The organism is Corynebacterium pseudokroppenstedtii, assembly GCF_019754945.1.
GTDB classification, from domain to species: Bacteria; Actinomycetota; Actinomycetes; order Mycobacteriales; family Mycobacteriaceae; genus Corynebacterium; species Corynebacterium pseudokroppenstedtii.
In genome coordinates, this window is sequence record NZ_JAEUWU010000001.1 from 73,098 (window position 1) to 94,016 (window position 20,919).

15 protein-coding genes are annotated in these 20,919 nt (G+C 57.3%); 14 read left to right on the forward strand and 1 reads right to left on the reverse strand.

All coding sequences use genetic code 11. The features are described 5' to 3' along the window. Positions 1 to 33 precede the first annotated feature (33 nt). Both JMN36_RS00360 and clpX read left to right on the forward strand, forming a co-directional pair. Positions 34 to 654 (forward strand): ATP-dependent Clp protease proteolytic subunit, encoded by a 621-nt coding sequence (locus tag JMN36_RS00360; protein ID WP_041629449.1) that lies wholly within the window; start codon positions 34 to 36, stop codon positions 652 to 654. A 192-nt stretch (positions 655 to 846) separates the two neighbouring features. After that, positions 847 to 2,115 (forward strand): ATP-dependent Clp protease ATP-binding subunit ClpX, encoded by a 1,269-nt coding sequence (clpX, locus tag JMN36_RS00365; protein WP_204087243.1) that lies wholly within the window; start codon positions 847 to 849, stop codon positions 2,113 to 2,115. 64 nt (positions 2,116 to 2,179) lie between these two features. Here clpX and JMN36_RS00370 read toward each other — a convergent pair whose 3' ends face one another. After that, positions 2,180 to 3,052, reverse strand: a complete 873-nt coding sequence (locus JMN36_RS00370; protein WP_052292383.1) for a TetR/AcrR family transcriptional regulator — start codon at positions 3,050 to 3,052, stop codon at positions 2,180 to 2,182. Positions 3,053 to 3,676: 624 nt separating this feature from the next. On the opposite strand from JMN36_RS00370, the gene JMN36_RS00375 reads away from it, so the two are divergent. From JMN36_RS00375 to obgE, 12 genes are all read left to right on the forward strand, one after another. Next, entirely contained in the window at positions 3,677 to 4,672 is a 996-nt protein-coding gene (locus JMN36_RS00375; protein WP_204087242.1) for a malate dehydrogenase, read from the forward strand. Positions 4,673 to 4,833: 161 nt separating this feature from the next. Continuing rightward, a complete protein-coding gene (locus JMN36_RS00380) occupies positions 4,834 to 7,605 on the forward strand; it encodes a valine--tRNA ligase (protein WP_221923628.1) in 2,772 nt (923 codons plus the stop codon). Positions 7,606 to 7,778: 173 nt separating this feature from the next. Further along, on the forward strand, positions 7,779 to 9,296 hold the full coding sequence (gene folC / locus JMN36_RS00385; protein ID WP_412728579.1) for a bifunctional tetrahydrofolate synthase/dihydrofolate synthase: 1,518 nt from the start codon (positions 7,779 to 7,781) through the stop codon (positions 9,294 to 9,296). Positions 9,297 to 9,382: 86 nt separating this feature from the next. Beyond that, positions 9,383 to 9,787 (forward strand): DUF4233 domain-containing protein, encoded by a 405-nt coding sequence (locus JMN36_RS00390; protein WP_204088755.1) that lies wholly within the window; start codon positions 9,383 to 9,385, stop codon positions 9,785 to 9,787. 268 nt (positions 9,788 to 10,055) lie between these two features. Continuing rightward, a complete protein-coding gene (locus JMN36_RS00395; RefSeq protein WP_012731992.1) occupies positions 10,056 to 10,988 on the forward strand; it encodes an amino acid ABC transporter permease in 933 nt (310 codons plus the stop codon). Then, complete coding sequence (locus tag JMN36_RS00400; RefSeq protein ID WP_431732709.1) at positions 10,985 to 11,830, forward strand: amino acid ABC transporter ATP-binding protein; 846 nt, start codon at positions 10,985 to 10,987, stop codon at positions 11,828 to 11,830. Before JMN36_RS00395 ends, JMN36_RS00400 begins: the two co-directional genes overlap by 4 nt. A 129-nt stretch (positions 11,831 to 11,959) precedes the next feature. Further along, positions 11,960 to 12,370, forward strand: coding sequence for a nucleoside-diphosphate kinase (ndk, locus tag JMN36_RS00405; protein WP_041628861.1), 411 nt, complete (start codon positions 11,960 to 11,962; stop codon positions 12,368 to 12,370). 541 nt (positions 12,371 to 12,911) lie between these two features. Then, positions 12,912 to 16,688, forward strand: coding sequence for a translation initiation factor IF-2 N-terminal domain-containing protein (locus tag JMN36_RS00410; RefSeq protein ID WP_221923629.1), 3,777 nt, complete (start codon positions 12,912 to 12,914; stop codon positions 16,686 to 16,688). 253 nt (positions 16,689 to 16,941) lie between these two features. Further along, positions 16,942 to 17,244 carry a 50S ribosomal protein L21 gene (gene rplU / locus JMN36_RS00415; RefSeq protein ID WP_012731988.1) on the forward strand — a complete coding sequence of 101 codons (303 nt, stop codon included), beginning with the start codon at positions 16,942 to 16,944 and terminating at the stop codon, positions 17,242 to 17,244. Positions 17,245 to 17,318: 74 nt separating this feature from the next. Continuing rightward, positions 17,319 to 17,594 (forward strand): 50S ribosomal protein L27, encoded by a 276-nt coding sequence (rpmA, locus tag JMN36_RS00420; protein ID WP_012731987.1) that lies wholly within the window; start codon positions 17,319 to 17,321, stop codon positions 17,592 to 17,594. Positions 17,595 to 17,806: 212 nt separating this feature from the next. Beyond that, a complete protein-coding gene (locus tag JMN36_RS00425) occupies positions 17,807 to 19,201 on the forward strand; it encodes an amino acid permease (protein ID WP_412728578.1) in 1,395 nt (464 codons plus the stop codon). A 56-nt stretch (positions 19,202 to 19,257) separates the two neighbouring features. Then, on the forward strand, positions 19,258 to 20,799 hold the full coding sequence (gene obgE, locus JMN36_RS00430; RefSeq protein WP_221923630.1) for a GTPase ObgE: 1,542 nt from the start codon (positions 19,258 to 19,260) through the stop codon (positions 20,797 to 20,799). Positions 20,800 to 20,919 lie beyond the last annotated feature (120 nt).

The window sequence follows — 20,919 nt, forward strand, 5'->3', positions numbered from 1 at the left end:
TATTCTTCTTCTCAACTGAACGGGGTTTCCCACATGCAGATGCCAGAAAGCCGCTACATCCTCCCATCATTTGTCGAGCACAGCTCGTTTGGGGCCAAAGAATCCAACCCGTATAACAAGCTTTTTGAAGAGCGCATCATCTTCCTCGGTACCCAGGTCGATGACGCCTCCGCCAACGACATCATGGCTCAGCTGCTGGTCCTCGAGGGGCTGGACCCGGACCGCGACATCACCATGTACATCAACTCGCCCGGCGGATCCTTCACGTCGCTCATGGCGATTTACGACACCATGCAGTATGTCCGTCCCGACGTCGTCACTGTCTGCTTGGGGCAAGCTGCGTCGGCTGCTGCAGTGCTGTTGGCAGCCGGTACGCCGGGTAAGCGTGCTGCGTTGCCGAATGCGCGTGTTCTTATTCACCAGCCAGCGACGCAGGGCACGCAGGGGCAGGTTTCCGACCTCGAAATCCAGGCCGCAGAGATCGAGCGTATGCGGACCTTGATGGAGACCACCTTGGCACGTCATACCGGCGTATCAGCGGAACAGATTCGCATCGATACCGACCGTGACAAGATCCTCACCGCAGAAGGTGCGAAAGAATACGGAATCATCGACCAAGTCTTTGATTACCGTAAGGCCTCTGCGCAGAAATAGGGCGGAGCACCGACGCGAACAGGGTTTATGAACCGGAAGCGCCGGTTTGCTGCCCAGATTTATAATGAGATGACAACGAGCCCAGAATGAGCGCGGAATCGACGAGTTCCGCTGCTATTCTGGGCTTTGGTCTCGGATAGACAACCATGAACGGTTGTACGCCTACGAAGTCGTTAGGGGTCAAGGGAATTTATGGCACGTATGCAGGAAAGCGCCGATGTCCTGAAGTGCTCTTTTTGCGGAAAGAGCCAAAAACAGGTCCGCAAACTTATCGCGGGCCCGGGTGTGTACATCTGCGACGAATGCATCGACCTGTGCAATGAAATTATCGAAGAAGAATTCGATAACTCACCCGCGCAGAAGACGGACAAGGCGCTACCCAAGCCATCGCAAATCGTCGACTTTCTCGGTGATTACGTCATCGGCCAGGACGCCGCAAAGCGGACTTTAGCCGTGGCGGTCTACAACCACTACAAGCGCATCCAAGCCGATGAGAATGACCACCATAAGTCTGACGACGATATAGAGATCGCGAAGTCCAACATCCTCATGCTCGGCCCGACCGGTTCTGGGAAGACCTACCTGGCGCAAACACTGGCCCGCATGCTCGACGTTCCCTTCGCCATGACCGACGCAACCAGCCTGACGGAGGCCGGCTATGTCGGTGAAGACGTGGAGAACATTCTTCTGAAGCTCCTCCAGGCTGCGGACTTTGACGTCGATCGTGCCCAGCGCGGAATCATTTACATCGACGAGGTCGATAAGATTTCACGCAAATCGGAAAACCCCTCGATTACCAGGGACGTTTCAGGCGAGGGTGTTCAGCAGGCACTGCTGAAAATTCTCGAAGGAACGGTGGCCTCGGTCCCGCCGCAGGGTGGCCGGAAGCATCCGAACCAAGAATTTATCCAGCTCGATACGAAGAATGTCCTGTTCATCGTTGCCGGTGCGTTCGCGGGCTTGGAGAAAGTCATTGGCGAGCGACGCGGAAAGCAGGGGCTCGGATTCGGCGCGAATGTGTCCTCTAAAGAGGAAAACGAACTCGATGCGTTCTCCTATGTTCAGCCAGAAGACCTGGTGAAGTTCGGGTTAATTCCTGAGTTCATTGGGCGTCTCCCGGTCGTCGCTACCGTCAATGATCTTGACCGCGAAGCGCTGGTTCGCGTGTTGACCGAACCAAAGAACTCGCTGGTCAAGCAGTACAGCAGGCTGCTCGACATGGATGGCGTAACCCTGACCATGGAGGAGGGTGCGCTTAATGCCATTGCCGACAAGGCCATCGAACGCGGTACGGGGGCTCGTGGCCTGAGGGCGATCTTGGAGGAGATCTTAGGACCGGTCATGTTCGAGGTCCCCGACTCAGAGGACGTTACCGAAGTGGTTATTTCAGAAGAATGCGTCACAGAAGATGCTGAACCGAGGCTGATTTCGTCCACGGAGGCGGAAAGGGAATCCGCGTAAAGCCGGTTGCTCTCAAAGGGCGGCCACCTCAACCCGTAAATGGTTGCCGACGTATCACGTTCAATCAGTCGCGGTAAAACTCCGAGAACGGACCAAATTGTTCGTCGAACCGATTGGTCTCATTGGACGCCGGCGCGTCACTGCCGTCCAACAGATCACCATCGCCATATAGTGGCGTATTCTCCCGCTCGCTGGCGCGAAGCTGCTCGGTGGTGACGGTGTAGGAATCTCCCTCGCGTGTGGCCATCGTCGTCGTCAAGAGGCTGATCACAGTATCTTGAATCAGCGCGTTAATGCCATCGCGGTTGCTTTCGTCGCCGGTAGCTACGTCGTACATAGACCGGAAGGTCGACTGGTTATACGCAGGAAACGTCGCTAACGCGCAAATGATGAAGTAGATATCGATCGCGGACACCCCTGGCCGAAATGCGCCGTGATCCTGGCCATTCATCAGCAGTCGCCCGATCTGCAGAACGGCGGGTGAACCGGAAAAGATGTGGACATCGGCATCTTGGGGGAGGATCCCGAGCAGGTTTTCCATCGCTAACATCCTGGCCGACCGCGGCTCAGCAAAGAACTTCTTCACAAGGATGTCAATGAGCTGCCGGATCGCCTCAACCGGCACGTCACTGTCAGGAATAAGATCCTCTGCCTTCGGGTGGAGGAGCGTTTCCGCATAGCGCAGGCACTCCATGTAAAGGCCTTTTTTGTCGCCGTAATAGTAATGGATCATCCGTTTAGAGACACCGGATGCGCTCGCGATATTTTCCAGGCGAGCCTCGTTATAGCCGACGTTAGAAAAAACGGTCAGCGCGGCGTCGAGAATTTCCTCATGCTCGGGGGCTGAGGTCTCAGCGTTCTTCGAGATAGGGCCGGTATCGATGGAAATGAGGTCGGGTGCTGAGGGGGAGTCGTTGTGTAAAGGCGATGTTGACATACTCATTACTTCGAACGGGGTTGACATCTATGGCTTCAGTTCGCGGCGTGCTGAGTCTGTTGCCTCATGCTCCTTGATCCCTCATCGAATGATCCACATTATCGACGAGCTTATGATCCAGTCCGCCACCAACCTCCACGTGCTAGTGATGCTGATCGACTAACGGTGGTAGAGGAACAGTTACGGTCTCGACCTGGTGCCATAATTACCAACACAATCGTAGACATTAGTTTTTACTTTCTGCATTATCTCTTGGTTTATCCCAGTTCGTCGAGCGTTTTTGACCTTATTCGGGGGTAGTTAAGTACATAGCGTCCCGATCAATGCCCACCTTTATACGATCGACGCGTGCAACTACCCCCTTGCCAAGAAAGAACCTACGGAATGGTAGGTGCCACGACTGTTGCCGTGGGGAAGGCGCGGTCTGGACGGTCCCGACCGCAACACAACTCTGTCTACGCAGGTCTGTATATGCAGGGCGGTCGCGTCAAGGAGTATCGTTGGAGGCGTGCGGACCTACCGTTCCGTAGCTCTTTTCCGGGCAACTGACCCCTCGAGTAGTAGGTGGATGGCCCGACTGTGAACGGGTGGTACGCGGTACACCGATATGTAGGGAAGGTTTTAATGACTGCTGAAGGAAAGAATCCCGTCAACGTTGCTGTTTCCGGAGCATCCGGACAGATTTCGTACTCTTTGCTCTTCCGCATTGCTTCAGGTGACGTCTTTGGTAAGGACACCCCGGTTCACCTCCGGCTGCTCGATATTCCGCAGGCTGTTTCCGCTGCTCAGGGTGTCGCGATGGAGCTCTTTGACGCTGCATTCCCGCTGGTCACCGGTATCACGGTCACCGATAAGGCAGAGGAAGCATTCGAGGATGCTCAGGCGGTTTTCTTGGTTGGTTCCAAGCCCCGCGGTAAAGGAGAGGAACGTTCCGATCTCCTCGCAGCAAATGGCAAGATTTTCGGGCCCCAAGGTAAAGCAATCAACGACCACGCTGCCAAAGATGTGCGCGTACTCGTCGTGGGCAACCCTGCCAACACCAACTGCCTGATCGCGAAGGCCAGCGCCCCCGACATCCCGGGCAACCACTTCACCGCCATGACCCGTCTGGATCACAACCGGTCGCTGGCTCAGCTCTCTGACAAGCTGGGTGCCCCGGTGAAAGACTTCGCGAAGATGACGGTGTGGGGTAACCACTCTGCTACGCAGTTCCCCGACGTCACCTATGCCACGGTCAATGGCGAGTCTGTTGCCGACAAGGTCGATGAGAAGTGGCTTGCCGACGAGTTCCGTCCGCGTGTTGCCAAGCGTGGGGCTGAAATTATCGAGGTTCGCGGTAAGTCCTCCGCAGCCTCCGCAGCCTCGGCGGCCATCGATCACATGCGCGACTGGTTCGCCGGCACCCCGGAGGGCGACTGGGTATCCGTGTCGCTTCCGTCGGATGGTTCCTACGGTATCGACGAGGGCCTGGTTGCCTCTGTGCCGTGCCGCTCGGTGAACGGCGAGTGGGAAGTTGTTAAGGACCTGGAGATTTCCGACGCTCAGCGCAAGCTGATCGACGCGAATGTGGAGGAGCTCCGTAACGAAAAGAAGATCGTGGAGGATAGCGGCTTGATCTAGCCCTGGCAGTCCTCGACGACTGATAGACGGTTGATAGGCGCCCGTTACGCGTTGTAAAACCGGTTGTTCAAGGCCCGGCTCTCCCTGGTGGAAGAGTCGGGCCTTGTGCCGTCGTTGCCCCGAAACCGCATATGTCCTCGGTCCGTTTTAGAATGAACCTCATGAATTCAGCCCGTCACACGCCGCAAGGCTCCTCGTCATCATCGAAATCCTCTACGACGAACCGCGCAGACCTCTTACCTAAGCAGTGGAATCCCGCGGATGTTGAGAAGAAACTCTATGAGAGCTGGGTAAACCAGGGCTACTTCACGGCGGATGCGTCGTCATCGAAGCCGTCCTATTCCATTGTTCTGCCACCGCCGAATGTGACCGGACAGTTGCACATGGGGCACGCTTTGGACCACACGATTATGGATGCCCTCGCCCGCCAGAAGCGGATGCAAGGCTATGAGGTTCTGTGGCTCCCGGGCATGGACCACGCGGGTATCGCCACTCAAACCAAGGTTGAAGCGCTTCTCAAGGAGACAGAGGGGAAGGATCGCTTCGATTACGGCCGCGAGGAATTCGTCGACAAGGTGTGGTCGTGGAAGAAAGACTATGCCGAGAGAATCGGCAACCAGATGCGCGCCTTGGGGGATTCTCTGGACTGGTCGCGTGAGAGGTTTACCCTCGACGAGGGACTCTCACGTGCGGTTCAGACCATGTTCAAGAAGCTTTATGATCAGGGATTAATTTACCGTGCGAACCGAATGGTGAATTGGTCGCCGAAGTTAGAGACCGCGATCTCCGATATTGAGGTCGTGTACTCCGACGATGAAGGTGAGCTCGTTTCCATCCGCTACGGTTCTCTCAACGACGACGAGCCGCACGTCATTGTCGCGACGACGCGTGTTGAGACGATGCTGGGCGACGTCGCGGTTGCCGTCCACCCGGACGATGATCGATACAAAGATCTCGTCGGTAAAGAGTTGCCGCATCCCTTTATCGAAGGCCGCATGATGAAGGTCATTGCCGACGATTATGTCGATCCTGAATTCGGTACGGGTGCTGTGAAGATCACGCCTGCTCATGACCCCAATGACTTCGCGATGGGGCAGCGCCATCACCTCGATATGCCCGTGGTCTTGGATAAGTCCGCGCATATTGCGGACACAGGAACCCAGTTCGATGGCATGGATCGGTATGAGGCGCGGAAGGCTATCACGGAGGCGCTGCGGGAACAGGGCCGGATTGTGAAGGAGATCCGCCCCTACGTCCACGCGGTGGGCCACTCCGAGCGCACGAAGGAGGCCATCGAGCCACGCTTGTCCGAGCAGTGGTGGGTTAAAGTCGATGGCCTTGCCAAGATGGCATCTGAAGCGGTAAGCAGCGGTGATACCGTCATCCATCCGGAAAGCCAGACACCCCGCTGGTTCGATTGGGTCGACAACATGCACGATTGGTGTATTTCTCGACAGCTGTGGTGGGGCCACCGGATTCCGATTTGGTATGGCCCCGACGGTGAGGTCGTCTGTTGTGGCCCCGATGATGAACCACCAACAGATGAGGGCTGGCATCAGGATCCCGATGTGTTAGATACCTGGTTTTCCTCGGGCCTGTGGCCGTTCTCGACGATGGGGTGGCCGGAACACACTAAGGATCTGGACAAGTTCTATCCGACGTCCGTGCTGGTCACCGGCTATGACATTCTGTTTTTCTGGGTGGCCAGAATGATGATGTTCGCCACCTATGCCGATACCCTCGAGGACTCAACCCTTCATGATGGCCAGGGTGCGACGGCGAAGGACGGCCGTCCTCAGGTACCGTTTACGGACATTTTCTTGCACGGTCTTGTGCGCGATGAACAGGGCCGGAAGATGTCGAAGTCCTTGGGCAATGGCATTGATCCCATGGATTGGGTGCGCGATTATGGCGCCGACGCTTTGCGCTTCACGCTGGCTCGCGGTGCAAACCCGGGAACAGATTTGCCACTCGGTAGCGACGCCGCGCAGTCCTCGCGCAATTTTGCGACGAAGCTCTTTAACGCAACCCGGTTCGCGCTGATGAATGGCGCGCAGGTTGGCCCGTTGCCAGAGCGCTCCTCGCTCACGGACGCTGACCGGTGGATCCTGGACCGCCTGGAGGCCACCCGTCAGTACGTCGATAAGTCCCTGGCCAAGTACGAATTCGCGAAGGCGAGTGAGGCGCTCTACCACTTCACGTGGGACGAGTTCTGTGACTGGTACCTGGAAATCGCGAAGACGCAGATTCCGCGCGACCCCGAGGACAATGATGCAACCGGGCAGGCCACTCAGTGCGTGATCGGCCGAGTACTGGACACCATTCTGCGGCTGCTCCACCCGACGATGCCTTACGTGACAGAAACATTGTGGACCGCGCTCACCAATGGTGTGGAAGGGCAGAAAGAATCTCTAGTTGTTTCTTCCTGGCCTGATGTGTCGATGACGACAGACGGTGCCGACGCCGACCCCGTTGCTCAACGTCGTGTGGAGGACCTCATCAAATTGGTGACGGAAATCCGCCGTTTCCGTTCCGATCAGGGTGTGAAACCGTCACAGCGGGTACCAGCGCGGGTTGATTGCGCCGCTGCGGATCTTCAGGAACAAGAACCTGCCATCCGTAATTTGGCTCGTATCGATGAACCCTCAGACGGATTCTCTGCGACGGCGTCCATTGAACTGCGCTTATCGCAAACCACGATTACTGTCGAACTGGACACCTCCGACACCGTCGATAAGGACGCTGAGCGGAAGCGGATGGAGAAAGACCTCAAAGCGGCGAACAAGGAACTGGAAACCACCGGTAAGAAGCTGGCCAACGAGAATTTCCTCACGAAAGCGCCGGATGCCGTGGTGAACAAGATCCGTGAGCGTCGAGCTATTGCCGAGGAAGAGGTTGCTAGGATTTCAGCGCGGTTGGCGGACCTCGGGTAAGTTCCCGGGGATAAACCCTGGTGAATGCGGACGAACGGCATAGAACGAAGCGGGATACAAGGAAGAAGGTATGAATGGTGGCAGGTCGTGACGAGGATGACCTCGATAACGACGGGGGCATCCCCCATTCCCATCACGACAAGATCGAGGGCAATTCAGTCGATCCGGCATCACTGAGTCCGGAGGACATTAACGCCGCGATCTCCGATGACCTCAAAGTCGATGATGCCGGGCTGACGTTGCCCTTGAGTGACGAAACAAAGCCAGAGGTTGTGCACCGCACCATCACACCGGACGATCTCGAGGCACTGGCGGACGTCGAAGACCAGCTCAATTCGCGCTGGCCAGAGACGAAAATTGATCCCACCCTGGATCGCATGCATCAGGTCCTCGATCTTTTGGGGGATCCTCAGCACGCATACCCATCTATTCATGTTGCGGGGACGAATGGGAAAACGTCCGTGACTCGGATGATTGAATCCCTCCTTCGTGCGTTCCATCGGCGGACCGGCCGTACCACCAGCCCTCACCTGCAGTCAGTGACGGAACGAATTGCCATCGATGGGGAACCAATCCATCCTGCAGACTTCGTGCAGACCTGGAAATCCATTAAGCCCTTCGTCGAAATGGTCGATCGCCGATCTGAGGACGAGGGGGGACCGCGTATGAGCACCTTTGAGGTGCTCACGACGATGGCATTCGCTGCATTCGCCGATGCTCCCGTCGACGTGGCCGTCGTCGAGGTCGGCATGGGTGGCCGTTGGGATGCAACCAACGTCGTGCACGGGGACGTGACCGTGATAACCCCGGTGGGAATGGACCACTCCGAATACCTCGGCGACACCATTGAAGAAATCGCCGGTGAAAAAGCGGGAATTATTAAGTCTCGGTGGGACAAGGATGACCTTCTGACCCCACCCGATAATGTCGCCATTATCGCCGAGCAGGACCCCGCCGCGATGAATGTGATCCTGGAACAAGCGGTGTCCGTCGATGCATCGGTGGCCCGCGCCGGGAGTGAATATGGCGTCGTTGAACGATCCGTGGCTGTTGGCGGCCAGACCTTAACTATCCGCGGTCTCGGTGGAACATATGAAAACATCTTCCTCCCGCTGTCTGGTGCCTACCAGGCCCGGAATGCCGCAACAGCGCTTGCCGCCGTCGAGGCTTTCTTTGGCGCGGGAGGCGGACGGCAATTGGACATCAACACTGTCCGCGAGGGCTTCGGTAACGTCAGCTCACCAGCCCGTTTAGAGCGCATCCGAACCTCGCCATCGGTATTTGTTGACGCCACCCATAACCCCCAAGGTGCCCGGGCTTTAGCAGAAACCCTTCACGACGACTTTTCTTTCCGACGTCTCATCGGCATCGTCAGCATCTTCCAAGACAAAGATGTCGTCGGTGTGTTGGAAACCTTGCGCGACACATTCGATGAAATCGTTGTCACGGAGGTTGATTCGCCACGAGCTATGCCCGTCGACGAGTTAGCTGAGCTCGCGCGCACCCTTTTCGGCGATGAACGTGTCCACGTTTCAGCCTCCATGGCCGACGCCATTGAAGACGCTGTTGCCCTGGCCGAAGAGGAAGGCGAGGAAGAAGGCTATGGCTTGGCTGGAACAGCGGTCGTCATAACGGGCAGTGTGTATTCAGCAGGTCGCGCGCGTGCGCTGCTAGAAAAGGAACCGGAGTAGTGGTGGATCGACGAGAAACAGGTTCGGGTTGCGACGGCAACCAGCGGCACGGCAACCAGCTTCCGAGTGCCAAGGGCGACGACGCGATCGAGTATGGCCCCCTAGGACCCGGCCATGATCCGGTGAAGGACCCGTTGAAAAGTTTGCGGGGAGTGATGGCCGGAACCTTGATCATGGAGTTCATCACCTTCTTACTGGTTCTCCCCGTGGTAGCCCGAGTTGACGAAGGCGCGTATAACACGCCTTTCAACATCGTGTCGGTGATCGTATTTTGCGTTGCCTTATTGGTTATGTCGTTCCTGCAGGGTAAGTCGTGGGCTCTGGGGGTCGACTTGCTTTTGCAGGCTGTTGCCATCGTGGGGTTCATTGTTCATCCCGCAATGGGTGTGATGGGGATCGTTTTCGCACTCGTTTGGGCGTATATCGTGTACCTGCGCAAGAACTTGATTGAGCGGATGAAGCGCGGGTTACTAACTACCCAGCACACATAAGTCCGCGGGACGTGCTTGGAATCGGGGGATTCGGGGGACCTTTTGTCGGGGGACAAGCGGTAATCGGTGAATCGGGGGAGTCGGTTGGGCCATCGTACGGAACATCGTCGTGGCCGTCGTCGGCAAGCTCGTTAAGCATCCGCACCAGAGCCCGACCTCGTCTTCGGGATGGTGATGTAATAATATGTTCAAACATCAATAATATTGCGACCTGTGGGCTGACCCCTCGATAGGTACCCGCACTGATCACGTAACGAGAGACACCAACATGGCTTCACATCACACCGATCCTATTCCCGGTCGAATCCGGGAACGTGGGGTCTTCCATCCGGGTACATGGATTGCAGCTGTCATCGTTGCAGTCTTAGTCGCGATGTTCATCCACGGCCTGATCACAAACACCAACTATCAGTGGGACGTGGTCAACGACTACATCCGCGACGTGAACGTCGTGAAAGGTGTTGGCTGGACCCTGTTGCTGACCGTTCTGGCCATGGCGATCGGTATTGTGCTGGCTGTGACCGCGGCCATTATGCGGCAGAGTGAGAATCCTGTTCTTCGTTCCGTTGCCTGGGCCTATATTTTCGTTTTCCGTGGAATCCCGGTTTACACCCAGTTAGTTTTCTGGGGTTTGCTGGCTGTTCTGTATCCGAAGCTGTCCATGGGGGTTCCCTTTGGCCCCGAGTTCTTCAAATTCGATACATCCGATATCATCACGGCGTTTTGGGCTGCAACACTGGGGCTTGGTTTTAACGAGGGTGCCTACCTTGCCGAAATCGTCCGATCCGGTTTAGAGAGCGTGGACGAAGGCCAGCATGAGGCCGCCCGAGCCTTGGGAATGAAGCACAGCACCGTCCTTCGTCGAATTATTATCCCGCAGGCGATGCGAGTGATTATCCCGCCGCTCGGAAATGAAACGATCGGCATGCTGAAGACGACCTCCCTGGTTCTGGCCGTTCCGTTTACTCTGGATCTACAGTACGCAACAAATGCCATTGCCAACCGTCTCTATGCACCGATCCCGCTGCTGATTGTCGCGGCGCTGTGGTACCTCGTCGTGACCAGCGTGCTTATGGTTGGGCAGTACTTCCTCGAGCGATACTTCGGCCGCGGTTTTGATAAAAACCGTAGCTCCAAACGAATCCAAAAAGTGGCGTCTGACCCGTCGAAACTGAGCAAAATCCCGGAGGTTGAACAGTGAGTAAGCCCGTAAACCCGGATCAGAATACATCGACGAGTACGACGTCGGCGTCCACGGCTACGGCCGGTTCAGGTGAGCCATTGGTTGTCATCGACGGTCTGTGGAAAGCCTTCGGTGAGCTGGTAATCCTCAAAGACGTGTCATTGTCGGTGAATCGCGGCGACGTCACCGTGCTCATCGGCCCATCAGGATCGGGAAAATCGACTCTGCTGCGATGCGTTAACCAACTGGAGCGAATCCAGGCAGGTTTGATTCGGATCGATGGAGAGCTGCAGGGGTATGAGCAAGAACCCCTTTCCGACGGGCGACTCCAGCGTTTGAAAGCGAAAGATATCTCCCGGCAGCGCTCCCGCATCGGGATGGTGTTCCAGCGTTTCAACCTTTTCCCTCACATGACTGCCTTGGAAAATGTCATGGAAGCGCCGCGCCGGGTTAAAGGTGTGCCCAAAGAGAAGGCCAAGAAACGGGCACTTGAGCTCCTGGAACGAGTTGGACTAGGGGATCGCGCGACGCACTATCCGGGTGAATTGTCCGGTGGACAGCAACAGCGTGTTGCTATCGCGCGTGCGTTGGCTATGGACCCAGAGATTATGTTGTTCGACGAACCGACGTCGGCACTGGACCCTGAGTTGGTCTCTGAAGTTCTCACGGTTCTCCAAGAGCTTGCCGAGAGTGGAATGACCATGATCGTGGTGACTCACGAAATGGGATTCGCCCGCGAAATGGCCGATAACGTCGTGTTTATGGATGAAGGGCAGATTGTGGAGCAAGGCGCTCCGCAGGACGTGATCAACAACCCGAAGTCAGATCGACTCCAAGCTTTCCTCCAGTCGGTGTTATAGGCCGAGCAACCTAATGCCGTTCGACCGCCCCAATGCTGTTCGGCTATTCCGTGGGCAAGTGGCTCTCTCTGTGCAAGACGCTTTGCTAAGCCTTTCAAGCGTAGGCGATTCATGACTTACAATGATGGTATGTCTGAACGTACCCTCATTCTGATTAAGCCCGACGCAGTCAAACGAGGCCTCGTAGGAGAGATTCTCGCCCGTATCGAGCGTAAGGGGCTCACATTTTCCGCCCTGGATCTGCGCGTGGCAGACCGGGAAACCGCGGAAAAGCACTACGAAGAGCACAAAGACAAGCCGTTCTTCAAAGACCTTATTGAATTCATCACATCGGGGCCGCTCGTTGCTGGAGTTGTCGAAGGCCCACACGCTATCGAGGCTTGGCGGCAGCTCGCTGGGGGTACCGACCCTGTGAAGAAAGCGACGCCGGGGAGCATCCGTGGGGATTTCGCGCTCGACGTTGATGCCAATGTCGTTCATGGTTCGGACTCGCCGGAATCGGCAGAACGCGAAATCGGCATCTGGTTCCCGAACCTTTAAATTCTTATCGAACCCGCACGATGACCACATGGCGAATGATCGCATGTTGACGGTGCGGGAACGATAACGACACTCCGTTAGCCCAGGTATATGGCCTGGTTGTGCGGGGAATTGTAGTGGGCGAGGGCTGCTGATCCGCCGCCCTCCGGTCCGCCTATGACAAAATAATATTCGGAATGCAGACGGGCGAAGCTGCGCTGCAGCGCATGACCGCACATTGTGTGCCCCATGTGTGTCGTTTAACAGCGAGGGGCTGTCCGGGATTGCTCTATTACCCCGGTGTTCATAACCGCGAGTTTTTAGAAGATAGCTGCAAGCTGCGCCCCCGTTTCTGTTCCGCCAGCAAGCTTTACCATGACAAAAGAACCGCACTGCACACGCTGTCCAGCCAGATTTATACACGCACTGTGCTAGTCAGTGTTCGGTGGTGCCGAGCAGACGTCGCTCGGAATGAGTAAGCCATCGTGCGCATGACGGACTGGACCACCGGCCCTTGCCACTATCTGGGGCGCGACCACTGCGGTGCTGCTAAAGGAGAATTGTGGCTGACACAAGCCGTACACCCCGTCGACGTTCGGCAAAACGAACGACAAACACATCATCACAATCGAAGTCGAGGAATGCTCGGGCGTCCCGAGCGGCCCACGCCGAGATGGTGACCGAATTAAGTGCCCTATCTGCTGGGACAAAAGCAGTTATCTCTTCCCTCGACGAGCGTGACCTCGCCGCGAAAACACGCGTTCATCAGTTAGCGAAACTCATCGGGCACACGAGCAAAGAAGTTATCGCACTCCTCGGTGCCGTCGGAATCACCGTCCGCAGTGCGCAATCGACCGTCACTCGTGAACAAGTGGCCGAATTCCGCGACCGAGTACAAGCTGCAGACAAAGACGGCTCCGATCACGCGCGTGATGCCGACTCTCAGAACGCTGATACCGATAAGGGGCAGGCGGATAAGACTGAGTCGGATAAGGCTGAGCGTGCCGACGTCGGCAAGGCTGAGGTTGAGAAGGCTACCCCTGAAGCGGAGACACCTGAGGAAGATAAGTCCGAGGCAGAGGACGCTGATGCTGGGGAAGCCAACGTCGATAAGTCCGAAGCGGAAAAGACTGAGACTGAGACGCGAGACGCCGAAGAGCTAGAAACTGAGAGCTCCGACACCGCTGAGGACCAGGAAACGAATCATATTTCCATTCCGACTCCGATTTTCATGGCGCCCACGCCGGTCGCCACGGAGTCGACGGAATCCCGCGACAATTCAGGTGATTCTTCCACGTCCGATGGTGAATCGTCAGAGGACACAGAGGAGACATCGGACGTCGACAATGAGGATAATGACGACTCACCGTCATATCGACGCCGCCGGGGTCGCCGTGGCCGGGGCAAGAAGAACGTCGACGAGTCGCCGAAATCTCGACACTCCAAAGATCACAATGAGGACGACACCTCGGACGATGAGCGTGGTTCGTCGTCGAAGCGGTCGAAGAAGAGCAGCGATAGGGGCAAATCGGGGGACAAGAAAGACACCAAGCACGACTCAAACAAGCACGACTCCAACAAACGTAAGGACAAGAACAAGAAGGGGCGTTCCTCGGGCAACAACTCCTCGGGCAACGGTGATGGCTCCGGCGAGGGGAAACAGGAGTCGCCGAAGTCCGATGAGCCCACCAAGATCAAGGGCTCTACACGTGCTGCGGCTGCGCGGAAGCGTCGCGAAGAAAACAAGCGCGACAAACACCAGACCATCAGCACGGCTGAGTTCCAGGCGCGCCGGGATGCCGTTCACCGCCGGATGATCGTTCGCGATTCAGTGCGATCCGACGGCTCCGGAAAAGTCACGCAAGTCGCCATCATGGAAGACGATCAGCTGGTCGAACACTTCGTGACGTCGGAACGCACGCGTACCCTCGTCGGCAATATTTACTTGGGGCGTGTCCAAAACGTCTTGGCCAGCATGGAAGCTGCGTTTGTCGATATCGGAACCGACCGCAACAGTGTGATCTACTCCGGAGACATTGATTGGCGGCACACTCGGCACACTGGTCGCCAGCGGAAGATTGAAAAAGCGCTCAAGCCGGGCGATCCGATTTTGGTTCAGGTCACGAAGGATTCCGTCGGACACAAGGGGCCGCGGCTCACCAGCCACATTTCTCTGGCCGGTCGGTACCTGGTGTACGTGCCCGAGGGGCGTGCGCACGGGGTATCGCGTAAGCTGCCGGAGCCTGAGCGGAAGCGTTTGAAGAAAGCGGTTTCCGGCATTTTGCCTGATGAGGGTGGTGCGATTATCCGCACGGCCGCGGAGGGCGTCGATACCGAGGACATCGCTCGTGATGTTCGTCGGCAGCAGAATGTGTGGGACACGATCCTTGAGAAGGCTGACGAGCTCCGTACTTTGCCGGGCTCGCAGGCTTCCTCTGGGAAAGGTTCCGGGAAGAAGAATTCGAAGGGCGGCAAGAAGGGATCGAAGCCGCACTTTGACGGCCCACAAACACTGCATGAAGAGCCAAACCTGCTGGTCAAGGTTGTGCGTGACCTCTTCAATGAGGACTTCGATGAGCTTATTGTCGACGGGGACCGCTCGTGGTCGATGGTGTCGTCGTACATCCACCGGATTGCGCCGGACCTGGAAGAGAAATTGTCGAAGTACGAGCGTCAGGACCATGATGGGCAGGACGCGTTCGGCCACTGGGGGATTGATAAGCAACTGAAACAAGCGCTGGACCGCGTGGTGTTCCTTCCGTCCGGAGGCACGCTTGTCATTGAGAAGACCGAGGCCATGACGGTCATTGACGTCAACACCGGCCGTTTCACCGGCTCGAGTGGCAGCCTCGAAGAAACCGTGACCCGCAACAACCTCGAAGCCGCCGACGAGATCGTCCGTCAGATGCGGTTGCGTGATATCGGCGGCATGATCGTCGTTGACTTCATCGATATGGTGCTGGAAGAAAACCAGGAACTGGTGCTCCGCCGGCTCAGTGAAGCCCTGGCCAAGGACCGAACCCGCCATCAGCTGGGTGAAGTGACGTCCCTGGGTCTCGTGCAGATCACCCGCAAGCGGCTGGGCAAAGGCTTGGTTGAAACCTTCTCGACGCCATGTAGTGAGTGTCATGGCCGTGGGTTCATTGTCCACGACGATCCCATCCTGTTGAGCAGCACGGATGATGATGAATCGGACGACGATAGCGCGGCACTTCAGGACAATGTCGACAATGACCTGCCCGAGTACTCGTTTGACGACGACACCGACGATCACGCGGACGATACGTCGAGTGATTCCACGTCAGGCGATTCCAAGAACGACCGCTCTAAGGGTGGTCGCTCTGGAGGCGGCCGTTCTAAGAAGGACCATGCTGGGAAGGGCGGTTCTGGGAAGCAGGGTCATTCTGAAAAACAGGGCGACTCTGAGGAGGCGACCACGCGTCGGCGCTCCATCGAGGAAATCGCTGCAGCTGCAGTAATTCTTGCCGACGATGAAGATCCCGATGAGCCCAGTGGCGCTGATTATCTCCCGGCTGCGCAAGACTCTCGGAGTGGTGGCGACGACGCAGATGATGCTTCGGCTGGCGATAATGGATCTTCTGGTGACAAGGATGGGCGTCCTCGTCGCCGGCGGCGTCGTAAAGCAACACGCTCATCGCGTTCTCAGCATGAGGAGCAGGTAAAGGCGGACCACACAGAGTCCGATGGTGCGAAGACAAACCAGCCGGAAAACGCGACGAAGCGTGACGAGGAAACTGCTCACCATCCTGACGCTGACGCGGACAAGGGGAGCGGCGACAAGACCACACGCGGTAAGAAGCAGCGTGGTCGTCGTCACGCGACCCGCCGGAGTGCGTCGCAGGCGAAGAAGGCAGCATCGTCGTCGCAATCGAAGTCCCGCAATGAGGACGACTCTCACGCCAAGGACGAGCACCAGACTAAGGATGCGTCCCGAACCAAATCTCGCTCGAAGGATTCAGGAGACTCATCGTCACGGTCCCGAGGGAAGAAATCCTCCTCAGCAGACACCTCGTCCCAGCACGAGGAGACGTATGAGGAGGCACAACGACAGTTCGACCGGTCGCCACGGCGTCGGCGAGCTACTCGTGGAAACTCCCGGTCCGATGTACCGCCGGAGAAGGAAAACTATTCAGACGGTAAAACCGGTAAAACGGGACGTGGTTCGTCCAACGCGTCAGACCAGAAACAGTCGGATAAGTCATCGGCCGAAAACCGGTCAGAGCACGCCGACAAGCGGGAAAACGACTCTCACAGTGGGTCATCCGCCCGCAAGAATGGCCGACGTCGTGCGCGGCGGAGAGCCTCCACGAAGAAGTGATCGGTAGTTTCAGGCGCCCGGGAGGAAACGTCGATTCGTTTCACACTGGTAACAATGATATAGACGGTTTTGTTATCCATCGGTGACCGGGTAGTCTTGAGCAGTCGCTGTTCGCAGGCCGACTGTCTAGGCCCGTGTGTGCTCATGAATGCGCCCGGGCAACCGTTCATGTCTCATGCCGCGAACACGTTAATAGTCCAGTCAGGGTGATTAGCCCTGAGCCGAGCGAAAAATAAAAAGGGGTAGCCCTCTTATGTACGCGATCGTCAAGACCGGCGGAAAGCAGTACAAGGTTGCTGAAGGTGACCTCGTCAAGGTCGAGAAGATCGAGGGTGAGCCGGGTTCGTCCGTGGCTCTCTCCCCGGTTTTGCTCGTCGACGGTGCCTCAATCACCTCAGGTGATGATCTGTCCTCAGTGGCAGTGAACGCCGAGATCGTCGAGCACACCAAGGGCCCGAAGATCCGCAACATGCATTACAGGAACAAGACCGGATACAAGCGTCGCCACGGGCATCGCCAGCCGTTGACCGTTGTGAAGATCACCGGCATCAAGTAAGTCTCGCGGCCGCTGCGGGTTCATCACCCACAGCTGCCACGTGCCCGAGTTTTTCCAAGGAGGGAAATCAACCAATGGCACACAAGAAAGGTGCGGCCAGCTCAAACAACGGTCGCGATTCAGAGTCAAAGCGCCTCGGCGTGAAGCGCTTCGGTGGCCAGCAGGTCAAGGCGGGCGAGATTCTTGTTCGCCAGCGTGGTACCTCATTCCACCCCGGCGAAAACGTCGGCCGTGGTGGCGACGACACGCTCTTCGCCCTGAAAGCAGGTGCAGTTCAGTTCGCTCGCAAGCGTAACCGTCGCACCGTCAATATCGTCGAGAACGTCGAAGCTGAGCCCGCCAAGGCCTAGTTCGCCGTCTCCGCAGCTCCTCCGGCGTCTTATCGCCCGGGGGAGTTCTTTTTATATGTGGAATAATGACCTGGCAGGTATGCCAAGCATTCCCACCCCACCCCAACCCCAACGATGTTGAGGGAGAACTCGTGAGCCACCACAGCCGGACTAGCACCACAACCCCTCACAGCGAATCTCTGGATCGCGGGTTGGAATCGCGGCACATGAACATGATCGCCATCGGCGGCGCCATCGGTACCGGGCTCTTCGTCGCTTCGGGTGCCACCATTGCCGACGCCGGCCCCGGCGGTGCCCTCGTCGCCTACGGTGCTATCGGCCTCATGGTGTTCCTGCTGATGCAGTCACTGGGGGAAATGGCGACATATTCACCGGTGTCGGGGGCCTTCGCGCACTATGCCCGCACCTACGTGTCTCCGTCCTTCGGTTTCGCCACAGGCTGGAACTACTGGTTCAACTGGGCGATCACTGTAGCGGCAGAGCTAGTAGCGGCAGCCCTGGTCATGAAATTTTGGTTTCCCTCGACGCCGGGTTGGGTGTGGTCCGCGATATTCCTCGCGCTCCTCTTTTCGCTGAATATCGCCTCCGTCAAGGGATATGGGGAAGGCGAATTCTGGTTCGCGCTCATCAAAGTTGTTGCGGTGATCGTATTCCTGGGCATAGGCGTGCTCATGATCGCCGGGATCTTGGGTGGAAAATCCCCAGGATTCTCCAACTGGACCCACGGCGAAGCACCATTCAAAGCCGGATTCCTAGGCATCCTCAACGTCTTCATGATCGCCGGATTCTCATTCCAAGGCACGGAGCTCGTCGGGGTCGCGGCCGGTGAATCACGAAACCCGGATAAAGACATTCCCCGCGCTATCCGCAGCGTGTTCATCCGAATCATGCTTTTCTACATCGGCGCGATTGCGGTCATTGGGTTCCTCATCCCGTACACCAACCCCAACCTCCTTCGGTCCGACGTCGACAATATTTCGGTTTCACCCTTCACCTTGGTGTTCCAAAATGCGGGTGTTCTTGCCGCTGCGACCATCATGAACGCGGTCATCTTGACCTCGATTTTGTCGGCGGGAAACTCCGGCCTGTACGCGTCGACACGAATGCTGTATGCGATGGCGAAGGATGGGGTCGCACCGCGCATCTTCGCAAAAACATCGAAACGCGGTGTGCCCCGGCCGGCACTCTTTGCCACCACGGCGGTGGGATTGCTGTGTTTCCTCACCTCGTTGATTGGGGAAGGCGCAGCATACGAGTGGCTGGTTAACGCGTCGGGTCTAGCCGGTTTCTTAGCGTGGATGTCGATTGCGTGGAGCCATTATCGTTTCCGACGCGCCTATATCGCTCAAGGGAATGACCCCGCTGATCTGCCCTATCGTGCTCGCTGGTTCCCCGCTGGGCCGATTGTTGCGCTGGTGATGTGCGCAGTGGTGATTATCGGGCAGAATTACCAAGCCCTCTTTGATTGGTCTAGTTTCTCTACCATTCTGTCCTCATATATCGGCCTACCGCTGTTCATTGCGTTGTGGGTGGGGCACAAGCTCTCCACCCGCTCCCATATGGTTCCCCTCGACGATGTCGACATTAGCCGGCATCATCAGATGTAAGATCGGCAGCGCTTGATCCGGCTCACCCGAGCCGTTTCACGGAAGGATTGGAATTCATGCCTCAGTTTGTTGACCGCGTTGTGCTGCATGTCCGCGCTGGCGATGGCGGCCATGGGTGCGCATCCATTCACCGCGAGAAATTCGTCCCCCTGGGCGGCCCCGATGGGGGCAATGGCGGCCACGGCGGTGACGTTATTCTGGAGGTCAGCAACCAGGTTCACACGCTCGTCGACTTCCACTTCCACCCGCATATCAAGGCAACCCGTGGCGGCAATGGGGCTGGTGACAACCGCAATGGAGCTCGGGGCGAAGACCTGGTCCTCCCCGTTCCCGATGGCACCGTCGTTACGGAACCCGACGGCACCGTGGTCGCGGATTTGATGGGCGTCGGCACGCGGTTCACCATCGCAGAGGGCGGCTACGGGGGACTGGGGAACGCTGCCCTTGTTTCAAAGGCGCGCCGGGCGCCGGGTTTTGCCCTCCTCGGCGAGCCAGGTGAAGAAAAAGACGTCGTCCTTGAACTCAAGTCCATTGCCGACGTTGGACTGGTGGGCTACCCCTCGGCGGGGAAGTCGTCACTGATCAGCGTGCTCTCGGCTGCGAAGCCGAAGATTGCGGATTATCCCTTCACGACGCTGACGCCGAATCTCGGGGTCGTCATGGTGGATAATGACGCTTTCACGATCGCGGATGTCCCCGGTTTGATCCCCGGTGCTTCTGAAGGGCGTGGCCTGGGGTTGGATTTCCTGCGCCATATTGAACGATGTGCGGTGATCGCCCATGTGGTTGATCCGGCGGCTCTGGAAGCTGACCGCAACCCGGTCGATGACATTCGTGCGCTGGAAGAAGAGTTAGCTGCGTATCAAACAGCGTTGGATCACGACACGGGGCTGGGGGATTTGCGTGAGCGTCCGCGTGTCATTGTTCTGACGAAGATGGATGTTCCTGACGCACGTGATATGGCTGAGCTGGAGAAGGAGTCTCTCGAACAGTTCGGGTGGCCCATTTTCACGATTTCGTCGGTCGCCCACGAGGGCTTGGACGAGCTTCGTTTCGGTTTATGGGAGATCGTGAAGAAGTATCGGTCTGAGCATCCGGTCGACGAGGAGCCCGTGGCGGTTCTTCGGCCCGAGCCTGTTGACAAGCGTCGAGGAAAACTGGGCCGCAAGAGCGGAGCGAAAAACGCCGGTGAGGATTTCGTCGTTCACACGGATAATGGCACGGACAATGAGCTCGGCGGCTTTATCGTCGAAGGTAAGAAACTCGACCGCTGGATTCGTCAGACCGACTTCGAGAACGATGAAGCGGTGGGGTACTTGGCTGATCGCCTGGCCCGAATCGGTGTGGAGGATGCTCTCTTTGATGCTGGCGCCGAGCCAGGCTGCGATGTGACTATTGGCGACATCACGTTTGAGTGGGAGCCGACAACCTCGGCGGGTATCGACCGCACACCGGATAGTCGTGGTTCGGATGCGCGCTTGTCACAGAACCATCGTGCTACCGCGGAAGATCGTAAGCGGGCGTCGCAGGTTCGTCGTGGACTTATTGATGAATACGACCTGGGACAAGAAGCGTCACGCGAGCGGTGGGAAGGCTAAACACCGAAGAGTAGAGGAAGGGAATTGGCCGATCCGCGCGCTGTGACGCGCTCAACATCTTCCGCCAAAATGCAAGGAAAAAGACACTGCAGACCGTCGAAAACGGTCGGATGGAATATG

Bases quoted from the DNA above. Each gene is read 5' to 3' on its own strand.
- JMN36_RS00360 (WP_041629449.1), top strand. From the start codon at position 34: ATGCAGATGCCAGAAAGCCGCTACATCCTCCCATCATTTGTCGAGCAC.
- clpX (WP_204087243.1), top strand. From the start codon at position 847: ATGGCACGTATGCAGGAAAGCGCCGATGTCCTGAAGTGCTCTTTTTGC.
- JMN36_RS00370 (WP_052292383.1), bottom strand. From the start codon at position 3,052: ATGTCAACATCGCCTTTACACAACGACTCCCCCTCAGCACCCGACCTC.
- JMN36_RS00375 (WP_204087242.1), top strand. From the start codon at position 3,677: ATGACTGCTGAAGGAAAGAATCCCGTCAACGTTGCTGTTTCCGGAGCA.
- JMN36_RS00380 (WP_221923628.1), top strand. From the start codon at position 4,834: ATGAATTCAGCCCGTCACACGCCGCAAGGCTCCTCGTCATCATCGAAA.
- JMN36_RS00395 (WP_012731992.1), top strand. From the start codon at position 10,056: ATGGCTTCACATCACACCGATCCTATTCCCGGTCGAATCCGGGAACGT.
- ndk (WP_041628861.1), top strand. From the start codon at position 11,960: ATGTCTGAACGTACCCTCATTCTGATTAAGCCCGACGCAGTCAAACGA.
- rplU (WP_012731988.1), top strand. From the start codon at position 16,942: ATGTACGCGATCGTCAAGACCGGCGGAAAGCAGTACAAGGTTGCTGAA.
- rpmA (WP_012731987.1), top strand. From the start codon at position 17,319: ATGGCACACAAGAAAGGTGCGGCCAGCTCAAACAACGGTCGCGATTCA.
- JMN36_RS00425 (WP_412728578.1), top strand. From the start codon at position 17,807: ATGATCGCCATCGGCGGCGCCATCGGTACCGGGCTCTTCGTCGCTTCG.
- obgE (WP_221923630.1), top strand. From the start codon at position 19,258: ATGCCTCAGTTTGTTGACCGCGTTGTGCTGCATGTCCGCGCTGGCGAT.